This window comes from Paenibacillus sp. BR1-192 (assembly GCF_029542445.1).
Lineage (GTDB): Bacteria > Bacillota > Bacilli > Paenibacillales > Paenibacillaceae > Paenibacillus_AQ > Paenibacillus_AQ lautus_A.
Window position 1 is genome coordinate 4,499,227 of sequence record NZ_CP120718.1, and the last position, 18,269, is coordinate 4,517,495.

The following is an 18,269-nucleotide window of genomic DNA, read 5'->3' on the forward strand; positions in this document are numbered from 1 at the left end:
CGTATAGGCTGAAAATTTTCATGTTTTTTCATTATGCCATCTCGTTTACTCATGACAATTATGTAACACTCCATCGAACCTCCGGCGACGTTTTGTTAACGGGCATGCAACTTTTTTGCAGTTCGGAACGTTTACATATTCAGACAAGAAATCAAAGAGGTGATCCTTCGCTTATGAGTCAAATCACGATGGCTGAAGCTTTGGCAGTCCGGGCAGCAATCAACCGTCTCATGAATCAATTGATGTCGGAACGCTTGAACAACAGCAGCACGATCATTGAAAAAGGGGAAACGGCGGAGTATCCTGCTCGCAGCGTGGATGCCATTACGGAAGAGATCGAAGCCGCCGCAGCGGATTACAGAAAGCTGGATCTGCTGATGGCAATCTCCAACACGACGCAGACCATTAGTTGGAACGGCTCCGACATGACCATCATGGAGGCGATCGAGCTCGCCAAACAAATGCGCAGCGATATCGGACAGCTTGCCCATCTCGGCTCCCGCAAGAAGCTGGAGCGCCAGAGCGGACGGGGAAGCGGAGATGGCGCCGTAACGCTGTTTAACGTGGCCCTATACGATCCGGAAGCTTATCAGGCGCAGGCGCGCAAGAAGGAACGCGAAGTGACCAGGCTCTCCTCACTGATCGAGCATGCCAACCATACGAGCATGATTACGTTCGACGCATCAAAATACATGGAGTAGCGGAATCCGCCGGCTCCAAGCCTGCAGGCCGCCTCGCGTGCGGGTTTGGAGCCGGCGGATTCCGTCGGCGGGCGGGAAAGTGCGGGCAACCGCTTATTGTTTGTCGGATACAAACAAACCTAATAGGAAACCAAAAACTCGACTCCAGTGAAAACGGATGACGGCTTACGGTTTACGCCTATCACCTGTCACAAGTTACGGACTTCGCTTACGCAAATATGATCGCTCCGTTTCCCGCTCTCTTCATGAATAATCAGAAAGCCGCCCTTGAGGGCGGCTTTTGTTGCCTTTTCTTTACGAATGTATTATTGGAACAAGGCTGCGGCTCCCACCAGGCCAACATCGTCCCGCAGTCCCGCAGGAACGATCTCGTAGGTTCCTAAATAAGACGGCATGACCAGCTTATCCGTCATTTCCCGAAGCTGCGGGAAAAGGAGCTCGCCTGCTCTGCTCACACCCCCGCCAACCACGATGCGATCGGGGTTGAAGCTGTGAATGACGTTAACCAGTCCAAGCGCCATGTAATAAACGGCACGATCGATGACCTCCACTGCGACGGGGTCATGAAGACGTTTAGCCTCGAATACATGCCTGGCGTTCACGCCTCCATCGGCTGCGGCCAGTTCAGAAATAACGCTGGTCTGGGTAAGCATCCGCTGGGATGCTGCCAGGCCGATGGCCGTTCCTGAAGCAAACACCTCCCAGCAGCCATGGCTGCCGCAATTGCACTGCGGACCGCTGGGATCAATGATATGATGCCCAAGCTCCCCTGCAAAGGAATTGCTGCCCAGAAACAGCTTGCCATCCAGCACGATGCCTGAACCGATGCCTGTGCTGAGCGTCACGTAAACCATGTTCGTCGACCCTCGGCCGGCACCTCTTACATATTCGCCCCATGCGGCTGCATTGGCATCATTCAGCACTTGTACTTCCGTATTCAGATCTCGTTCCATCCAGGCTTTGAGCGGGACGTTGGTCCATTCCGGCAAATTCGTGCCGTGAATGACAATGCCCTCCCGGCTGTTAACCGTTCCCGGCGAAGCCATGCCTACGCCTCGAAGCGGGTGGCCGCCCGACACGCTGCGAATCATGTTCGTAATTCTCGCGACCACTTCCTCGGCCGTACGCGCTCCGGCTGTCTCCATTTGCTCCCGGTTCAGCAGCTGTCCTTCGGAATCAAAGAGCGCTGCCGCGATCTTCGTACCCCCAAGGTCAACGCCAACCACAAATTCTTGCTGTTTATTCAATTCGGTTTGCAATTTTTGTTCACCTGTTTCCGATAGGTTTGCTACTTCTATTGATGTAAGCTGTCAGCCAATGATCGCAGCTCAACCGGATCAATGGGCTTCAGCCCTGATCGGCCATACCGGACAGCGGAGCCGAAATGAACCTCGCTCACGCCGGTCTGGTCGATGAAATCGCGTATGATTTCCCACTTCAGGCCTTTCCCGGCCAATATCTTAAGCCCGCTGCCTGCGGCTTGTTCCACAAGCTCGCGAATCCTCGGGATCGCTTGCGGTGCCGGCTGCGGTCCTCCCGACGTCAAGACGCGGGTGACGGCCGGATATTTCTGCAACGTACGCAGCCCTTCGAATTGATCCTCCAATTCATCAAAAGCCCGGTGGAATGTCACCTGCATATCGCCCGTCCATTCCAGCATTTGGGCCAATGCGGCCTCGTCGATCTTTCCTTCCGGAGTCAGCATGCCAAGGACCACGCCAGCCGCACCCGCCTTGCGGATCGCCTTAACCTCCGCAACCATGGTTGCTATATCCAGCGCGTTATACACAAAGGATCTGCTATGGGGCCTTACCATCACATGGACCGGAATCCGAACGGCTTTCACGACCTCTTCCACGAGACCGATGCCCGGCGTGAGCCCGCCTTCGGTGATCGCCGTGATCAATTCCAGACGGTCCGCGCCATTCTTCTCGGCTGTGATGGCATCGTCCACGCATGTTGCGATAATTTCAAGCAGCATGTTCTTCACTCCTTACTGTCTTTGGTTCGCTTATGCAGGGCGAAACTGCTTCTCCACATAGTCCGCCAGCAGCCTGGCTCCATAGCCGGTAGCCCCTGCCGCGGAGTGAGGGAATTCCCGTTTATACTGGACCGTGCCTGCCATATCGATATGCACCCATTTCATGGTCTCCGCCACAAAATGACGGATGAACAACGCAGCCGTGATCGCGCCTGCCAAAGTCGACGTGCCGACATTCCTCAGGTCGGCATAATCGCTTCTGAGCTCGGATTCATACTCGTCCATCAGCGGCATGGGCCATAGGCGCTCACCGTTGCGCTCCCCGATCTCGACCAAATCGGCCGTTATCTCCTGATCGCCCCAAATGCCGGCGATCTCCAAGCCTAATGCCGCACCGACATTGCCGGTAAGGGTGGCGATATCGATCACCTTATCAGCGTTAAGATGGGCTGCGTGCAGCAGCGCGTCCGCAATGATCAATCTTCCTTCCCCGTCCGTATTCGCTACCTGAACGCTCAGTCCGTTCGGATAGTGAACGACGGAAGAAGGAAGCATCGCATCCGGTCCCGATAAATTATCCGCTACGGCGATCAATGCCGTAACCCGTACCGGAGCCTTCCGCGACACCAGGATATCCATGGCGCCCACGACGGCGGCTGCGCCGCCCATATCCATGCGGGCATCGCTGATGTCTCGGCCGATCTTAACGTTCATCCCGCCCATGTCAAAGGTAACGCCTTTGCCGATAAGCACGATATGAGGGCTTTCCTTCCCGGATTCCGCTCCGTTATAGGAAATCTCGATCATCGCAGGCTCGTATTTGCTGCCGGCACCCACGGCGATCAGTCCGTTCATCTGCCGGTCATGAAGCTCTTGTCCGCGGTATACGTGAAGGTCTACGGGCGCTTTTTTGAAACGATCCTCAACGACCGCAACAAACGCCTCCGGATTTAACGTCTCAGGTGATTCATTCACCAAGTCTCGGGTGAGCTGCGTTCCTTCGATCCGGATTTCCGCCGTCCGGATGATGGCTTCCATATCTTCACGGGAAAGCCCCTCCCAGTCCTCTTGTCGAAGATGAAGGGACAGGGCCTGCAGATTGGCCGTAACCCCGCGATGCTTATTGAATTGATATAATCCGTACAGCCAGCCTTCCAACCACGCCTGGAGCTCTTCCTCCGCCGTAATCCCTGATGCTGCCCCGACATTGCTAGCTGCCGGGCGGATCAGCACGGCGCTTGATTTATTCTCCTTGAGCAGCGCTCTCGCGGCCGAAGCGCCCGTTATTCGCACCTGCTCCGAAGTCAGGTTCGAACGTTGCCCCATTCCGGCAACGAGATCGTCCGACTCGTGCTCGGAACGTCCATAGAACCAGGTCAGCGTCTGGCTTTGCTTCCGGGATTCCGTTACGCGGTAATGAGACTCCTCTCCCTCATAAACCGCATAAATCGAAGCATCTGCCAGCTGAACTTCATCGATGGTGATGTTCATATCGAGCCCTTACCTCCTTTTATGAGAAAAATGCCTGTTACGCCTTCTTCATGATTTCTTCGTCATATAAATGGCAAGCTACCTGATGTCCCGGCTCAATCTCACGGTATACAGGCGTAATCTGTTTGCATACTTCCATGCAGGAAGGACAGCGGGTATGGAATCGGCAGCCTGTCGGCGGATTGACCGGGCTCGGCAGATCCCCCTTCAGAATGATCCGTTCCTTCTTCTGCTTCGGATCCGGAACCGGCACCGACGACAGCAGCGCTTGAGTGTAAGGATGAAGCGGGCGATCGTACAGCGTATCCTTATCGGCCGTCTCCACGAGCGCGCCCAGATACATAACGCCGATCCGGTCGCTGATATGCTCAACCACGCTGAGATCATGGGAGATGAACAGATAGGTCAGGCCGTATTCTTCCTGAAGATCCTGCAGCAGGTTCAATACCTGGGATTGAATGGATACGTCAAGTGCCGATACAGGCTCGTCGGCTACAATCAGATTGGGACGCACGGACAAGGCTCGGGCAATGCCGATGCGCTGGCGCTGACCGCCGCTGAACTCATGGGCGAAGCGTTCGGCATGGAAGCTGTTCAAACCGACCGTTTCCAACAGCTCGCAAGCCAGTTTATCGCGCTCTTTGGAACTCAGCTTGGTATGAATCAGCAAGGGCTCCGCTACGAGCTCTTTGACTTTCATCCTTGGATTAAGGGAAGCGTACGGATCCTGGAAGACCATCTGCATGTCTTTGCGCAGCGGACGCATCTGGTTCTCGTTGTATCCGCTAATGTCGGTTCCGTTAAAAATCACTTCGCCGCTATTCGGCGTTAGCAGTCGGGTCACCAGCCGGCCGGTCGTCGATTTGCCGCAGCCGCTCTCGCCAACCAGGCTGAATGTCTCGCCCTTTTGGATTGCGAAGGAGATGCCATCCACGGCACGGAGCTGCTTGGATGTACCGAAGAACCCTTTTTTCACCGTGAATGATTTCTGCAAGTTTTTTACTTCTAATAAAGGTGTTTCTTTCATGCGGTTTCTCCTCCCTTCGAGTGACCTTCCTGTGTCAGCCAGCAGCGGCTTTTGCGATGTTCTTCATTTACAACGGGGAGAAGCTCCGGCTCCCGGGAGAGGCACTGCTCCATGACAAACGGACACCGCGGAGCAAATTTGCAGCCTTGCGGCATGTTCCTCAGATCCGGCACATTCCCCGGAATGGATTCCAAGCGGCGCACCTTTTGTCTAAGCTTGGGCACCGAATTAATGAGTCCTTTGGTGTAGGGATGCTGCGGGTTATCAAACAATTCCTCGACCGTCGCCTCTTCGACGACTCGGCCAGCGTACATGACAACCACACGGTCACACATTTCAGCCACAACGCCGAGGTCATGGGTAATGAGCAGCATGCCCATCTCCTGTTCCGTCTTGAGTCGATTCATCAGATCCAGGATTTGAGCCTGAATCGTAACGTCCAGGGCGGTTGTCGGCTCGTCCGCGATCAGCAGCTTCGGATTGCACGACATGGCCATCGCAATCATGACCCGCTGGCGCATGCCGCCGGACAATTGGTGCGGATAGTCATCCACGACCTCGTCCGCCCGCGGAATGCCGACGAGTTTGAGCGAATCGATGGCATGCTGCCGCGCTTTCTTGCGGCCGTATCCCAAGTGCAGCATAATCGCTTCCTCCAGCTGCTTTCCGATCCGAAGGACGGGATTCAGCGACGTCATCGGCTCCTGGAAGATCATGGCCAGCTCGTTTCCGCGATAGCGGCGCATTTCTTTTTCCGACATTTGCACGAGATCCTTGCCCTCAAAGCTTACCGAGCCCCCGGATATTCGGCCGGGCGTGTCTTTAAGAAGCCTCATGATGGACAGGGAGGTCACGCTTTTGCCGCATCCGGATTCACCCACGAGCCCGAGCACTTCGCCTTTATTGATATGAAAATCCACTCCTGCTACGGCAAGCACCGATGAGCCATCGCGTTTGAATTCGGTTTTGAGACCTTTAACTTCAAGCAATGTTTGCGTCACGATCTATCCCCCTATTAGTTTTTCGTCTTCGGATCAAGGGCATCATTCAGTCCGTCACCGATCAGGTTGAATGCGAGCACGGTCAGGAATATGAGAAGCCCCGGGTAATACACGATATGGGGTGCAATACTCAAGTAATCCCGACCCATGCTGAGCATGGCGCCCCAGTCCGGTTCCGTCGGCTTGGCCCCGAGGCCGAGAAAGCTTAACGAGGAAGCCGCCAGAATGGCGCCGCCGATTCTCATCGATACGTTGACGATAATGCTGGGAACCGTCTCGGGGAAAATATGTTTCCAAATAATCCGGTTATGCTTGGCACCCATGGACCGTGCTGCCTCTACATACAAAGATTCCTTTGCGGAGAGCGTCACGCTTCGAATGATTCTGGCAAACGACGGGGTCCCGAAGACTGCCACCGCGATGACTACATTGGATAAGCCCGGCCCCAGTATCGCCACGATACCGATGGCCAGCAGCAGGTCAGGGAACGAGAACATGACGTCACTGCCCCGCATGATGAGGCGATCCAGCCACCCGCCATAGTACCCGCTGATCAATCCGAGAATCGTACCCAGCACGGCGGATATAAATACGGCGCTTAAGCTGACCGACATGGTCAACCGCGTACCGTCGATCAAGCGGCTGAGAATGTCGCGGCCGTATTCGTCCGTGCCTGCCCAATGGGCAGCAGACGGGCCTTGCATCATCGCATCATAGTTCGGCTCATTGGGAGGATACGGAACGATATGCGGACCGATCACCGCCAGCACAAGTAGTAACAAAATAAATCCGCTTGATATAACGGCAAGCTTTTGTTTCAAGAATTTAGACGTAAACGCTTTGAATTTGCCAGTTGCCTGACTCTTCGCAAGCATATCCTCCGGTGCGGAGGAATGGACCGTCACTGTTGAATTGTCGCTCATGAGCTCCCCCTCCTATTTCGATGCATACCGGATTTTTGGATTCAGTACACCGTACAATAAATCGACAATCAGGTTAATCAGGATAAATTCGGCCGCGAACAGCAATAGCAGCGCTTGAATCACGGTGTAATCCCGGAACGCGATGGAATCGACCAAGAGACGCCCCATGCCGGGAATACTGAATACCGTCTCGACCATAACCGAGCCGCCCAGCAAAAATCCGAACTGAAGGCCCGCTACGGTCACGACCTGGATCAGGGAGTTGCGCAGCGCATGCCTGCCGACAACGACGAATTCCCGCAAGCCCTTCGCGCGTCCGGTCCGGACATAATCCTCGCGCATCGTTTCGAGCATCGAAGTACGGGAGTATCTTGCCAGCATGGACATAATCCCCGCTCCCAGCGTAAAGGAAGGCAAAATATAGGATTGCCAGCTGTCGACGCCCCCTGTAGGGAACCAGCCCAGCTCAACGGAGAAAATTTGAATCAGTACAAGACCAAGCCAGAAACCTGGCAGGGAAATACCCGATATAGCCGTCAGCATCCCAATATAGTCCGGCCATTTGCCGCGATTGACTGCTGATATGATACCAATGATCAGACCAATGACCAGTGCCCAGCCAAGGCTGGTAAAGGTCAGGACAATCGTCGGGAAAAAGCGGCTTTCCAACATGTCCGTCACCGGCAAACCGGAGGTAACGGATACACCCAAGTCACCCTTCAACAGATCACTCATGTAGTTCACATACTGCTGCCATAGCGGCAAGTTTAAGCCTAGCTGCTCTCGAATCCCGTTGATCTCCTCAAGGGTGGCATCCTTACCTGCAACAAGCCGTGCCGGATCTCCAGGAATCAGGTGAATGAACATAAATACAAGGATGGATACAACGAACAACAGCGGGATTACACCCAGCAGCCTCTGAATTGCATATCTTCCCAAAGGATGTGCCTCCTTTCAACATGCCAGCTTTTAAAATACGATGGGCCGCTTCCTTATTGATTCAAGAGGCGGCCCACCACAAGGTATACGTTTAGCAAGCTCTTCGCTGCCTGATTATTTGACTTCTGCGTTGATCACGCTGATCGATCCGTCCGGAAGGGCCTTCACGCCTTCAAGGTAAGCACGTTTGCCCGTGATGACCTGATCGACTCCGAGGAATGCCCAAGGAGCGTCTTCCCAGATTTGTTTTTGGATGTTTGCATAGATTTCTTTGGCATCTTCAGCTTTGACGGATGCGTTAGCATCTTTGATCCATTGGTCAACGTTGTCGTTCTTGTAGTAAGCGGTGTTGGAACCCGCTGGCGGGAAGAACTCGCTGCTGAACAGACCTTTTGTCGCGCCGTCGGCATCGCCAGACGAAGGAGACCAGCTTACGTACCACATTTGAATTTTCGCGTTTTCCGGCGTAGCCGAGTTAATCTGATCGGACAGGGTTGCACCTTCCATCGACTTCGGTTCAGCTTTGATTCCGACGAGGGCAAGCTGCTGCTGAATAAACTGCATGCCTTTTACCGTTTCGGAATCATTCTCTCCCCAAATCTCAGCTTCGAATCCATCTGGATATCCTGCTTCAGCCAAAAGGGCTTTGGCTTTCTCCGGATCGTAATCATAACCGGATTGCTCGGAGTAGTGCTGGGTCATGGAGGACATGGAAGAAGTCAGCTTCGAACCCAGTCCGGATTTAACGACTTTAATGTAAGCATCTTTATCGATGGCATAGTTGATGGCTTGACGAACCTTCAGATCGTCGTAAGGCTTCTTCATCGTATTCAGCGTGATATAACGCACGATCGTAGAATCAGTCTTATCGATGACGATATTGGAATCGCCTTCTACTTCGGACACTTGCTCTGTCGGCATAGGATAAATGAAGTCCGCTTCGCCCGTTTTCAGCATCGCGATCCGGGAACCGTTCTCCGGTACCGGTTTGAACGTAATGCTGTCCACCTTCGGAAGTCCTTCTTGCCAGTAATCTTCATTCTTCACAACGACAAGGCGGTCGCCTTGAATCCATTCCTTGAATTTGTAAGCCGCCGTACCTACTGGGTTCTTCGTGATGTCGGCGCTTTCCTTAAGAGCCTTCGGGCTGATCATCAGCGCCATGGCCGTCTTGTTCAAGAAAGCGTTATACGGCTGGCTAAGGGTGATGACAACGGTGTGTTCATCCGGAGTTTGAACATCGGCTACTGTTGAGAAGCTCTTGCGCATTCTGAGGTTGTTCTTTTCATCCATGATGCGATCCAGATTGGCTTTTACCGCTTCAGCATTGAAATCCGTTCCATCATGGAACTTGACGTTCTGGCGCAGATTGAATGTGTACGTCAGGCCGTCTTCGCTGATCTTGTAGTCTTCAGCCAGCACGGGAACGAGTTCCATTTTCTCGTTGAAGCCCATCAAACCTTCATACATCGTGCGAGCACCGGAAATGGAGTGCGTGTCTCCGGCATTGTGAGGGTCAAGCGTGATGAAGTTGGCGTTAATCGCAATGACAACATCTTTGTTATCTTTTGTCACCGGCTTGCTCTCGCCGCCGCCTTCACTTGCCCCTTCGCCGCTTCCGCTGTTTCCGCCGCAGCCTGCCGCAACAATCGTAAATGCGAGCAGCAGCATGAGCAGTGACCATGTTCTACCTTTGAATCTCATTGTTTTACTCCCCCTTTGATGTAGTGAATATCTATAGATTCACTCGCCGCTTCGGCATGTAACAGCCTGCCTGCCGCCTTGAGTTCCTCACCGTTTAAGCATTCCATTCGTACACAGCGCGCCGTTCACCGACAAGCGTGCCCCCATCGTTGAAAATGGCATTCGGAACCAGCTCATACAACCGGTCAATCGTAGACTGATCGCTGTAGCCGAGACGTTCCAGGATGGAAGCGATAATGCACGGCCATACTTGCTCGGAGCCGTCGGATACTTTAAGCGAGATCGCCAAGCGCTCTTTCCGAAGACCGATGCCGTACACGCCCTTCGCGCCGCCCTTGGCCGTCAGGTTGTGGTCCCTGAGCAGAGCTGAGCACACAAACTTGGTGTCTGCAATGATATCCGGATACTCATTCATCAGCTTCGCCATTCTGGCTGCAGCTTCTGCAGTCTCTGGATCCTCGATCAAATCCGGGCATGCCAGCTTAAGGAAGGAATACCCGATACGATCCAGGGGAAGTGCGAAGATGGGAAGTCCGCAGCCGTCAATGCCTTGCGGGATCGAGGAAACCGGAACCTCGGCAAAATAAGCGAGCGTCTCGAGGATTTCTTGCTGAACCGGATGCTCCGGTTTGTAATACGTGCTTTCGTCCCAGCCCATTTGCTTGCATAGAGCAATCAAGCCGCTGTGCTTGCCGGAGCAGTTATGGAAGATTCTGCTCTTCTCCTCATGATCGCGATGGCGCTGCGCCTTGGCATCCTCGTTCAATGGATAAGTTGCGCAGCAGTGAAGCGATTCTTCCCGAATGCCGGTTTTCTTCAGAATGGATTCCAATGCATCAATGTGGAACTTCTCACCCCGATGGGAGGCGGCAAACAAGGCCGTTTCTTCCCCCGTTAGTCCGTACACTTCGTCAATCCGGCGTTTCATTACCGGAATTGCCTGGAACGGCTTGGCCGCCGATCTCAGAAAGGTCATATGATGCGGATCGCCCGCTGCGTATACAACCTTTCCGTTCTCGTCTACGACGCTGATCGCGCCGTAATGCACGTTCTCCAATACGTTCCCGCGATATTCCTCTACCAATGGCACAAATCCCATGTTCATGCTCCCCCGATCTCCAGATGAATTAATTCAATTGAAAGTAACGATCCTGTGCGACAAGCCCCGACCCGATGATGACCCCATGCTCGTGAAGCTCCGAGCGAACAATCGAAAAGGAATCTTGAAGCGGTTCCCAGATATACTGCGAGTAGCACAGATCCGTGATCTCTTCGTATACTTCGGGAAACTTGTCCAGAAACTCGCCGCTCAAAATGACGCTGTCCGGATTGTACATGCTGACGACGTTGTTGATCGTAATCGCCATATAGGCAAGGGCCCGATCGATCAAATAGCTTGCCCAGCGCGTTCCGGCCCGCCTCTCCGCGAACAGCTCCTCGATCGTGCGGACGGGTTTGATTTTGCTGGCTTCCGACAACAAGGACGGTATATTGATATACGTTTGGAGGCATCCGGCTTTCCCGCAGTCGCACATCATGCCTTCTGGGTCCACGGTCGTGTGACCGATTTCCCCGGCGCTGTTCGTCACCCCGCGGTATATCTCCCCTCCAGAATGAGCGCCGATCCGACGCCATTACCGAAGCCCAGGAGCACCGTACGGTTGGAGCCGTAGGCCGAACCTTTGAGCTGCTCCGCCAACGCCTTCACCTTCAGCTCATTGTCCACGACAGCTTGAAGCCCGGTTAGTTCCTTGAGCCTCTGGGCGAGCCCCACATTCTTCCATCCCAGCTGTACCGAAAAATTGACGATGCCGGCGTCGACATCGATGATGCCCGGCAGTCCAACGCCAATGCCGACCACCCGTCTTCGGTCGATATCGCATTCGGCGATCAGCTCTTCAATGGTTTCCGCAATCCGGGTCACCGTGACATCTGCCGTTTCATCGGATGATCTTGAAAAGCTTCCGCTGCACAATACGTTACCCTGAACGTCAATGAATCCGATATTCGCTTGATGGCGATCCAGCTCGACGCCGATCGAGATGACCGCCGTATCCAGCAGCCTTATTAAGGAAGACTTTCTTCCGCGGCCGGCCGAGGCCTGCTCTTCCGTTTCGTGAACGTATCCTTCCTCCGTCAGCTCCGATACGATCCGGCTGACCGTTGTCGGACTCATGCCCGTCTGTTTGGCAATGACGGCTCTTGAAATCGGCTGTTCATTCTTGATGATTTGAAATACTGTGAGTCTGTTCTGCCGCTTCATAAAGTCTTGATCATGCTTTTTCATGAAGACATCCCCTATTTAATTTCACCAGTAGATTAATTAGATCAATTTTCCAAGTAAAAAGATCCGAAATCATCAAAAAACAGTGATTATTATCAGTTTTAATATTTTTATTCTCCAGTGATATTAATAATAAAACGTGTTTTGTAAAAGTGTCAATATATATGACACATTTAAATAAATATTTTTTTGATTCTGGAAATGTAAGCATTTCACTTTTTTACGAAAGAAATTCAATCTCCTGCATACATACAGATGACCGCCCATCACGCACAATATGACATGAACATGACGTAAAATCTCCTAAAATGTAGGTAACAACGTCGTTTCACCCCAATAATAAAGCCACCCGAGAAAAGAATGATTGGAACATTCTTCATCCCGAATGGCTATAAGTGGAGTACATCTATGATATGTTCGGTTTTGTCCCAGGTTGTTAGGGACATCCTTGTTTCATCAGCCTAAAACGAATGAAACCACCCGAGAAATTAATTCGAGGGGCCCTCGAAATCCCGAATGGCTTATGTATAGATCAAAGCATGAGCGCAGCTTTACGATTTTCCGGCTATTTATCTTAACCGCTTTGTTTTGACACACATAACATATAGGTTTAAACGCTTGTAATCCTCAATCTTATATTCTTTTAAGTCATTTATCTTTAATCTTAATCTCTTGATTACTTAAATTTCTTATCTTTTATCTTTAGTCTTTTAATCTTTCCCCCCAGCGGAGGTTTGAGGATAGCCGATCCTTTGGGAGTCCGTTTCTACCTTGCCTATTCCATTCCGGAAACGGACGGACAACAGAGCGGATAGACTCAAACCGGAGCGCCCGATAGACTCAAACCGGAGCGCCCGATAGACTCAAACCGGAGCGCCTTACTTGTTTTTGTAATATTCCACCGCTTTATCGAAATAATGCTTTTCGTCCTCAGGCAGGTCCTCAAAATAGTAAATGGCCGCGACCGGACACGCCGCTTCGCAGGCACCGCAGGAAATGCATATATCGGTGTCGATATAGAACTGGTCGTCCCCTTCTTCGATGCAATCCACCGGGCAAACGTCTACGCATTCTCCCGCCTTCTCTTCGATACAAGCTGAGCCAATAACATACATCCGTGATTCCACCTTCCCAAGTGTAATAAGAATCTTCTAAATTCTAACGCCGGGCTATCATTTCAAAAAGTCCATTACTCATTCATTTGCTCGGTTTCTATACTTTTTATACTAAAATATATCATAATTATGTGGTTAATCATGCCAGTTGTCAACAAACCGCGAGAGAACAGCCTTGAAAACGGCCATTCCGGTTGACTTATAGAAGGTAAAGACATAAGATGAGACATATTGCTTTTTAACCTTTTTTGTTGCAAAAGAAAGCATTCATCGAGAAACAAGGCGGTGATTATAGTGGATCAAGAAGTTGCATACAGCACCCGCGAGTATATCATGCAAATGTTGAAAATAAATGGTGAACTCAGCACGAAATCCATTACCGAGGCACTGGGCATTACGGGCATGGCCGTCCGTCGACATCTGGAGAGCTTGAAGAATGAAGGGTACATCACGTATCGAACCGTGAAGCAGCCGATGGGAAGACCCGTGTCCCTATACAGTCTTACTGAATCTGCAGAGGATTTTTTCCCTAAGAACTATCATTCGCTTGCCCTCGATCTTCTTAACGAGCTCCAGGACGAGGCCGGCGACGAAATGATATCTTTGCTGTTCGACAAGCGCAAAGACACGTTGCTGAACAAGTACACGCCGACGGTAAAAGCCGAGACTCTCGAAGATCGGGTCGCGGCCCTTGCCCAGATTCAGAACGACAACGGATATATGGTGGATTACCAAAAAGTCGCGGATGAAGAATACGTGCTTGAAGAACTGAACTGCCCGATCTCCCAGGTAGCCAACCGGTACCAGCATGCATGCCGCTGCGAGCTTGATCTGTTTCAATCCTTGCTCGAAGCGGATGTGGAACGTACCGAATGTCTTGCCAAAGGCGATAAGAAATGCGTGTACCGGATCCGAAAGCAAGCCGAAGCCAAACAAACATAATATCTGTTATTGCCACTTCAGGCTCCTTCCATACGGGAAGGGGCCCTTTTTTTGTCAAAAGATAAGAAAGTATAAACTTCAGAGGCTTACCCACCTTATCTCGCAAGAAAAACTTCCGCTATATGCGGTCTGTCTTTTGAGAAAGTACGTCGATAGACGTGTTTCTTATAGCACTTGTCCTATCCTATTCTCTTGAATCACGAGACATGTATATTTCTTGGAATTATTCCAGTACAAGCAGTCGATCATCCTGATCGGACGGCACGCCCCGGCCATCGGTATTGTTGGTAATGACATAGGTTTTGCCGTTATGGACCTTAACGTCTCTTAATCGGCCTTCGCCTTCCAGCACGGTCTCGAGCGCGGTTTTCTCCGGCTGGAACCGGTACAGCTTCTGTCCCCGAAGGGTCGCCACGTACAAGCGGTCCTGCTCGTCAAATGCGATGCCGGAAGGAGCTATTGCCGTTTCGCCGCTATGGTACAGCGGGAGTTCCATGCCTTCCAACGTATCATCGCCATAAATTTCGGGCCAGCCGTAGTTGCTGCCGGCCGTGATTTCATTAATCTCATCGTGTCCGCCCGGCGTGCCGGAAGGCCCGTGCTCCGAGCTGTAGAAATTCCCTTCCGAATCCCATGCCAAGCCCTGCGAATTCCGATGCCCTAACGTATAGACGTAAGAACCTGCCGTCGGATTGTCCGCCGGGACTTTCCCGTCCAGCGTTAATCGCAATATTTTGCCTGCCAGGTTCTCCTGATTTTGCGCAAGCTCGCCCTCGCCCGAATCTCCCGTCGTAACATAGAGCATCTCATCGGGACCGATCGCGATTCTGCCGCCATTATGCACATTGGAGCCGGGAATGGACTCAAGGAAAACTTGGGACTCCGTCCATTGGTTTCCCTTCAACTCCAGCAGAACCAGCCGATTCAAGAGCGTTCCACCCTGATCATAGGTGTGATAGGCGAAGGCTTTTCCGGAATCCCGAAAATCAGGCGCTAACGCAAAGCCCAGAAATCCCCCTTCTCCTTGATGCGAAACCGGCTTCTCGGTATGTACCGATTGTCTGTTCAATGTGCCGTCCTTGATCTGAACGATATTCCCTTCCCGCTCGCTGATATAAATCGTCTCACCGTCAAAATCGATGGACCAAGGCGTTCTCAGCTGCTCCGCAAGCACCTGATAGGAAGAATCAGAAGCCGCCTCCCCCCGCTCCTCCTGCGCTCCTTCTTCAGCCGAAGGGGACGACTGGCTTGTACATGCAGCAAGAAACAGCAGCGCCGCTGTAAACATCATGCCGAACATCTTTTGTTTCAAATCCAGCACCTCCCGGGTTTATTCAGGGCTCCGGTGCATCATCTGGATGTCCTGCCCTATGCCCTGCAAAGAACTCATCACGATATCCTCATCGCTAAACGATTCGATCCGGCTGCCCGCAACATAACGGGTTTCGTGCCCTCGTCCGGTTATAATGATCCTGTCCTCGTCACCGGCCATTTCCACTGCGCGTTGAATCGCTTCTTTACGGTCTAAGACAACCTCCCAGTTCCCCGATTCGCGGGACGTTAAGCCGCCCAGCATCTCGGCCATGATCTGCTCCGGATCCTCCGAGAACGGATTGTCGGCCGTGAACAATACATAATCCGAATACGCGGCTGCAATATCGGCCATGATCGGCCGTTTCGAGCGGTCCCGCTCGCCCCGGCAGCCCATCACGCATATCATTTTGCCTGAAGTAATGGCCTTGGCGGATTGCAAGGTTGCCTTAAGACCGTCCGGATTATGCGCATAATCGACCACCACGCCAAAACGGCGTCCTGTTTGTATTTCTTGAAACCGGCCATGAACCCCTGCAAATTGCTCCAAACTTTCGCGGATTTCTTCCAGCGGTATCCCTTCCAGCAGACAGGTCGTCATGGCAGCCAGCGCGTTGTATATATTGTGTGCTCCATGCACCTTCAGATTAACGTCGCAGCTTCCCCAAGGCGTTTCTGCATGAAAGGCGCAGCCTTCCCTTGAGTGATGAATTTGCGTTGCACGTACGTCCGCCTGATTCTGAATGCCATAGGTTATGATTTGTGCGGATGTCCGTTTTGCGTAATAAGAGGATGCGGCATCGTCTGCGTTCAAGACGGCCTTCTTCTGCATGTCATGGTTACTGTTACCCAGCTGGGCGAACAGCAGCTCCTTCGTATTGCGATAGCTCTCCATAGTCTGATGGAAGTCCAGATGATCATGCGATAAATTCGTGAAGACGACCGTCCGAAAATCGCATCCGCGCACCCTTCCCATATCCAATCCGTGCGAAGATACCTCCAGAACACCGTATTCACCCCCATGCGAGATGATCGTATGAAAATAACGCATGAGCTGGATCGTATCCGGCGTCGTATTCAGCGTTTTCTCCACATGATTTCCGATTTTCATATACAAGGTGCCGATGATCCCTGTTTTGCGGCGGGCGTCGTTAAGTATTTGATCTACCATATGAGTCGTCGTCGTTTTGCCGTTCGTCCCGGTAATTCCAATCAATTTCAATCGCCGCGTAGGGTCGCCAAAAAAAGCGTTTGCGAGAATCGGCAGGATTCTTCTTGTATCCGGCACCGTTATATGCGTAACGTTTCCTGGCAGTCCCGAAAGCTCCCGCTCGGCCACGATGGCAACAGCCCCATTACGTATCGCCTGTTCGGCATAATCATGGCCGTCCACGTGAAATCCCGGCACGCAGACGAACATGCCGCCCGGCCGGATTTCTCTTGAATCTGTTTCCAGGTTCGTGATATCCGCGGAAGTACGGCCCGTAATCTTTTTTAATATCAGCCGATCCGTCAGTGATTGTAGAATCATGTCTGGTACCTCATCTCGTGATGTAATCATATACCCAGGGTCAGGTGGCAGCGTGATGTATAAGGTGTAGAATTTACGACTATGTATCGTTTTAACCAGCATTTCTAATTAACCTAACCAAGCAAGGGCTTTCTGAAACTGAATTAGGGGATTATGTTCTGCTGCGGCCCGATTTCTTTGGAGGAGTTCACTTTATCCACTTACGCCATATCAGATCAAACAAAGTGGTGACTGGATTCGTTAACCATGTTACGCTTAAAGTAAGCGGTTGCAAGAAAATAAGCATTGAATGTATGCAGCCTGTTCTATAAAGAACGCGGACAAAGGATCCGAAAATCCATATCTGCCTGAAAGGGGAGCTTTCGATGGGACCGTTCACCGACGATTTGCTTCGCGATAAAGTCGTTTTGATTACGGGAGGCGCCACGGGCCTGGGGCGCGCCATGGGAGAGAAATTCGCGCTGCTGGGAGCCAAGCTCGCCATATGCGGACGCCGGGAAGAAGTGCTGCAGCAGACCGCTGAGGAATTAAAGCAGAAGGGCTGCGAGGTATGGTACAAAAGCTGCGATGTTCGCGACCCTGCGCAAATCTCGGCTCTTGTTGAAGCGGCAGAGCAGCATTACGGAGGCATTGATGTGCTTGTCAACAATGCGGCCGGGAACTTTATCAGCCCCACGGAGCGCCTTTCTCCTCGGGCTGTGGATGCCGTGCTCAACATCGTGCTGCACGGCACCTTCTACGCCACCCTGGAGGTCGGCAAACGCTGGATCGAACAAGGCAAAGGCGGAACGATGCTCAACATCGTCACCACATACGCTTCTACGGGCTCTGGCTACGTGGTCCCGTCCGCGGCTGCCAAAGCAGGCGTACTTGCGCTGACGCGCTCCCTGGCCGTGGAATGGGCACCATACGGCATACGCCAGGTAGCCATCGCCCCGGGGCCGTTCCCAACCGAAGGCGCCTGGTCAAGATTATCCCCAACGCCGGAACTGGAACAGAAAATGATCGACCGCATCCCCCTCAAGCGCGTTGGGGATGCTGAGGAGCTGGCTAATCTCGCCGCCTATCTGATTTCCGATTATGCCGGCTATATTAATGGCGACGTGATCACCATCGACGGCGGCGAATGGCTGCAGGGGGCAGGACAGTTCAACGAGCTGGCCGAAGTGACCCATGAGCAGTGGGATCGGTTGGCCGAGCTGACGCGCAAAGGCAAATAGCATATACGCAAGAAAAGCAGCGTTCCATCTACTTTCACCGAAGACGGAAACAGAAGGCGGAATAGGTGTGAATCGAGTTTTCAGTTTCTCTGAAAACTT

At 52.3% G+C, this 18,269-nt stretch carries 15 protein-coding genes and 1 pseudogene; 3 read left to right on the plus strand and 13 right to left on the minus strand.

Going from position 1 to position 18,269, the window contains the following annotated elements:
* Window positions 1-173 precede the first annotated feature (173 nt).
* The gene (locus P0X86_RS20010) at window positions 174-701 is read left to right on the plus strand and encodes a hypothetical protein (protein ID WP_015736122.1); all 528 of its coding nucleotides are present in this window, start codon (window positions 174-176) and stop codon (window positions 699-701) included.
* Window positions 702-1,006: 305 nt separating this feature from the next.
* Here the strand turns inward: P0X86_RS20010 and P0X86_RS20015 are convergent, their stop codons facing one another.
* The 11 genes and pseudogenes from P0X86_RS20015 to P0X86_RS20070 all read right to left on the minus strand — a co-directional run bounded on the left by P0X86_RS20015 (window position 1,007) and on the right by P0X86_RS20070 (window position 13,166).
* Window positions 1,007-1,960 (minus strand): ROK family protein, encoded by a 954-nt coding sequence (locus P0X86_RS20015; RefSeq protein WP_036661357.1) that lies wholly within the window; start codon window positions 1,958-1,960, stop codon window positions 1,007-1,009.
* A 35-nt stretch (window positions 1,961-1,995) separates the two neighbouring features.
* Window positions 1,996-2,682, minus strand: coding sequence for a copper homeostasis protein CutC (locus P0X86_RS20020; protein WP_277746296.1), 687 nt, complete (start codon window positions 2,680-2,682; stop codon window positions 1,996-1,998).
* A 30-nt stretch (window positions 2,683-2,712) separates the two neighbouring features.
* The gene (locus P0X86_RS20025) at window positions 2,713-4,173 is read right to left on the minus strand and encodes a leucyl aminopeptidase family protein (RefSeq protein WP_277746297.1); all 1,461 of its coding nucleotides are present in this window, start codon (window positions 4,171-4,173) and stop codon (window positions 2,713-2,715) included.
* Between the two features lie 37 nt (window positions 4,174-4,210).
* Window positions 4,211-5,200, minus strand: a complete 990-nt coding sequence (locus P0X86_RS20030) for an ABC transporter ATP-binding protein (protein ID WP_096774359.1) — start codon at window positions 5,198-5,200, stop codon at window positions 4,211-4,213.
* A complete protein-coding gene (locus tag P0X86_RS20035; protein WP_277746298.1) occupies window positions 5,197-6,201 on the minus strand; it encodes an ABC transporter ATP-binding protein in 1,005 nt (334 codons plus the stop codon). Before P0X86_RS20035 ends, P0X86_RS20030 begins: the two co-directional genes overlap by 4 nt.
* 14 nt (window positions 6,202-6,215) lie before the next feature.
* Window positions 6,216-7,124, minus strand: a complete 909-nt coding sequence (locus P0X86_RS20040; RefSeq protein ID WP_009592082.1) for an ABC transporter permease — start codon at window positions 7,122-7,124, stop codon at window positions 6,216-6,218.
* Window positions 7,125-7,136: 12 nt separating this feature from the next.
* Complete coding sequence (locus P0X86_RS20045; protein ID WP_009592113.1) at window positions 7,137-8,063, minus strand: ABC transporter permease subunit; 927 nt, start codon at window positions 8,061-8,063, stop codon at window positions 7,137-7,139.
* 114 nt (window positions 8,064-8,177) lie between these two features.
* Window positions 8,178-9,767 carry a glutathione ABC transporter substrate-binding protein gene (locus tag P0X86_RS20050; RefSeq protein WP_096774360.1) on the minus strand — a complete coding sequence of 530 codons (1,590 nt, stop codon included), beginning with the start codon at window positions 9,765-9,767 and terminating at the stop codon, window positions 8,178-8,180.
* A 94-nt stretch (window positions 9,768-9,861) separates the two neighbouring features.
* Window positions 9,862-10,866: an asparaginase gene (locus tag P0X86_RS20055; protein WP_277749069.1), complete on the minus strand. Its 1,005-nt coding sequence runs from the start codon at window positions 10,864-10,866 to the stop codon at window positions 9,862-9,864.
* Window positions 10,867-10,894: 28 nt separating this feature from the next.
* Window positions 10,895-12,054 (minus strand): annotated as a pseudogene (locus P0X86_RS33325) (ROK family transcriptional regulator).
* Between the two features lie 875 nt (window positions 12,055-12,929).
* Window positions 12,930-13,166, minus strand: a complete 237-nt coding sequence (locus P0X86_RS20070) for a ferredoxin family protein (RefSeq protein ID WP_009592106.1) — start codon at window positions 13,164-13,166, stop codon at window positions 12,930-12,932.
* A 294-nt stretch (window positions 13,167-13,460) separates the two neighbouring features.
* Between P0X86_RS20070 and P0X86_RS20075 the strand changes: the two genes are divergently transcribed.
* Window positions 13,461-14,108, plus strand: a complete 648-nt coding sequence (locus P0X86_RS20075) for a helix-turn-helix transcriptional regulator (protein WP_096774362.1) — start codon at window positions 13,461-13,463, stop codon at window positions 14,106-14,108.
* A 223-nt stretch (window positions 14,109-14,331) separates the two neighbouring features.
* On the opposite strand, the gene P0X86_RS20080 is transcribed toward P0X86_RS20075, so the two are convergent.
* Window positions 14,332-15,429 (minus strand): PQQ-dependent sugar dehydrogenase, encoded by a 1,098-nt coding sequence (locus tag P0X86_RS20080; RefSeq protein WP_249732753.1) that lies wholly within the window; start codon window positions 15,427-15,429, stop codon window positions 14,332-14,334.
* A gap of 9 nt (window positions 15,430-15,438) precedes the next feature.
* On the minus strand, window positions 15,439-16,950 hold the full coding sequence (locus P0X86_RS20085) for a UDP-N-acetylmuramoyl-L-alanyl-D-glutamate--2,6-diaminopimelate ligase (RefSeq protein WP_277746301.1): 1,512 nt from the start codon (window positions 16,948-16,950) through the stop codon (window positions 15,439-15,441).
* A gap of 365 nt (window positions 16,951-17,315) precedes the next feature.
* On the opposite strand from P0X86_RS20085, the gene P0X86_RS20090 reads away from it, so the two are divergent.
* Window positions 17,316-18,170 (plus strand): SDR family oxidoreductase, encoded by an 855-nt coding sequence (locus P0X86_RS20090; protein ID WP_090908383.1) that lies wholly within the window; start codon window positions 17,316-17,318, stop codon window positions 18,168-18,170.
* Window positions 18,171-18,269: the final 99 nt, after the last annotated feature.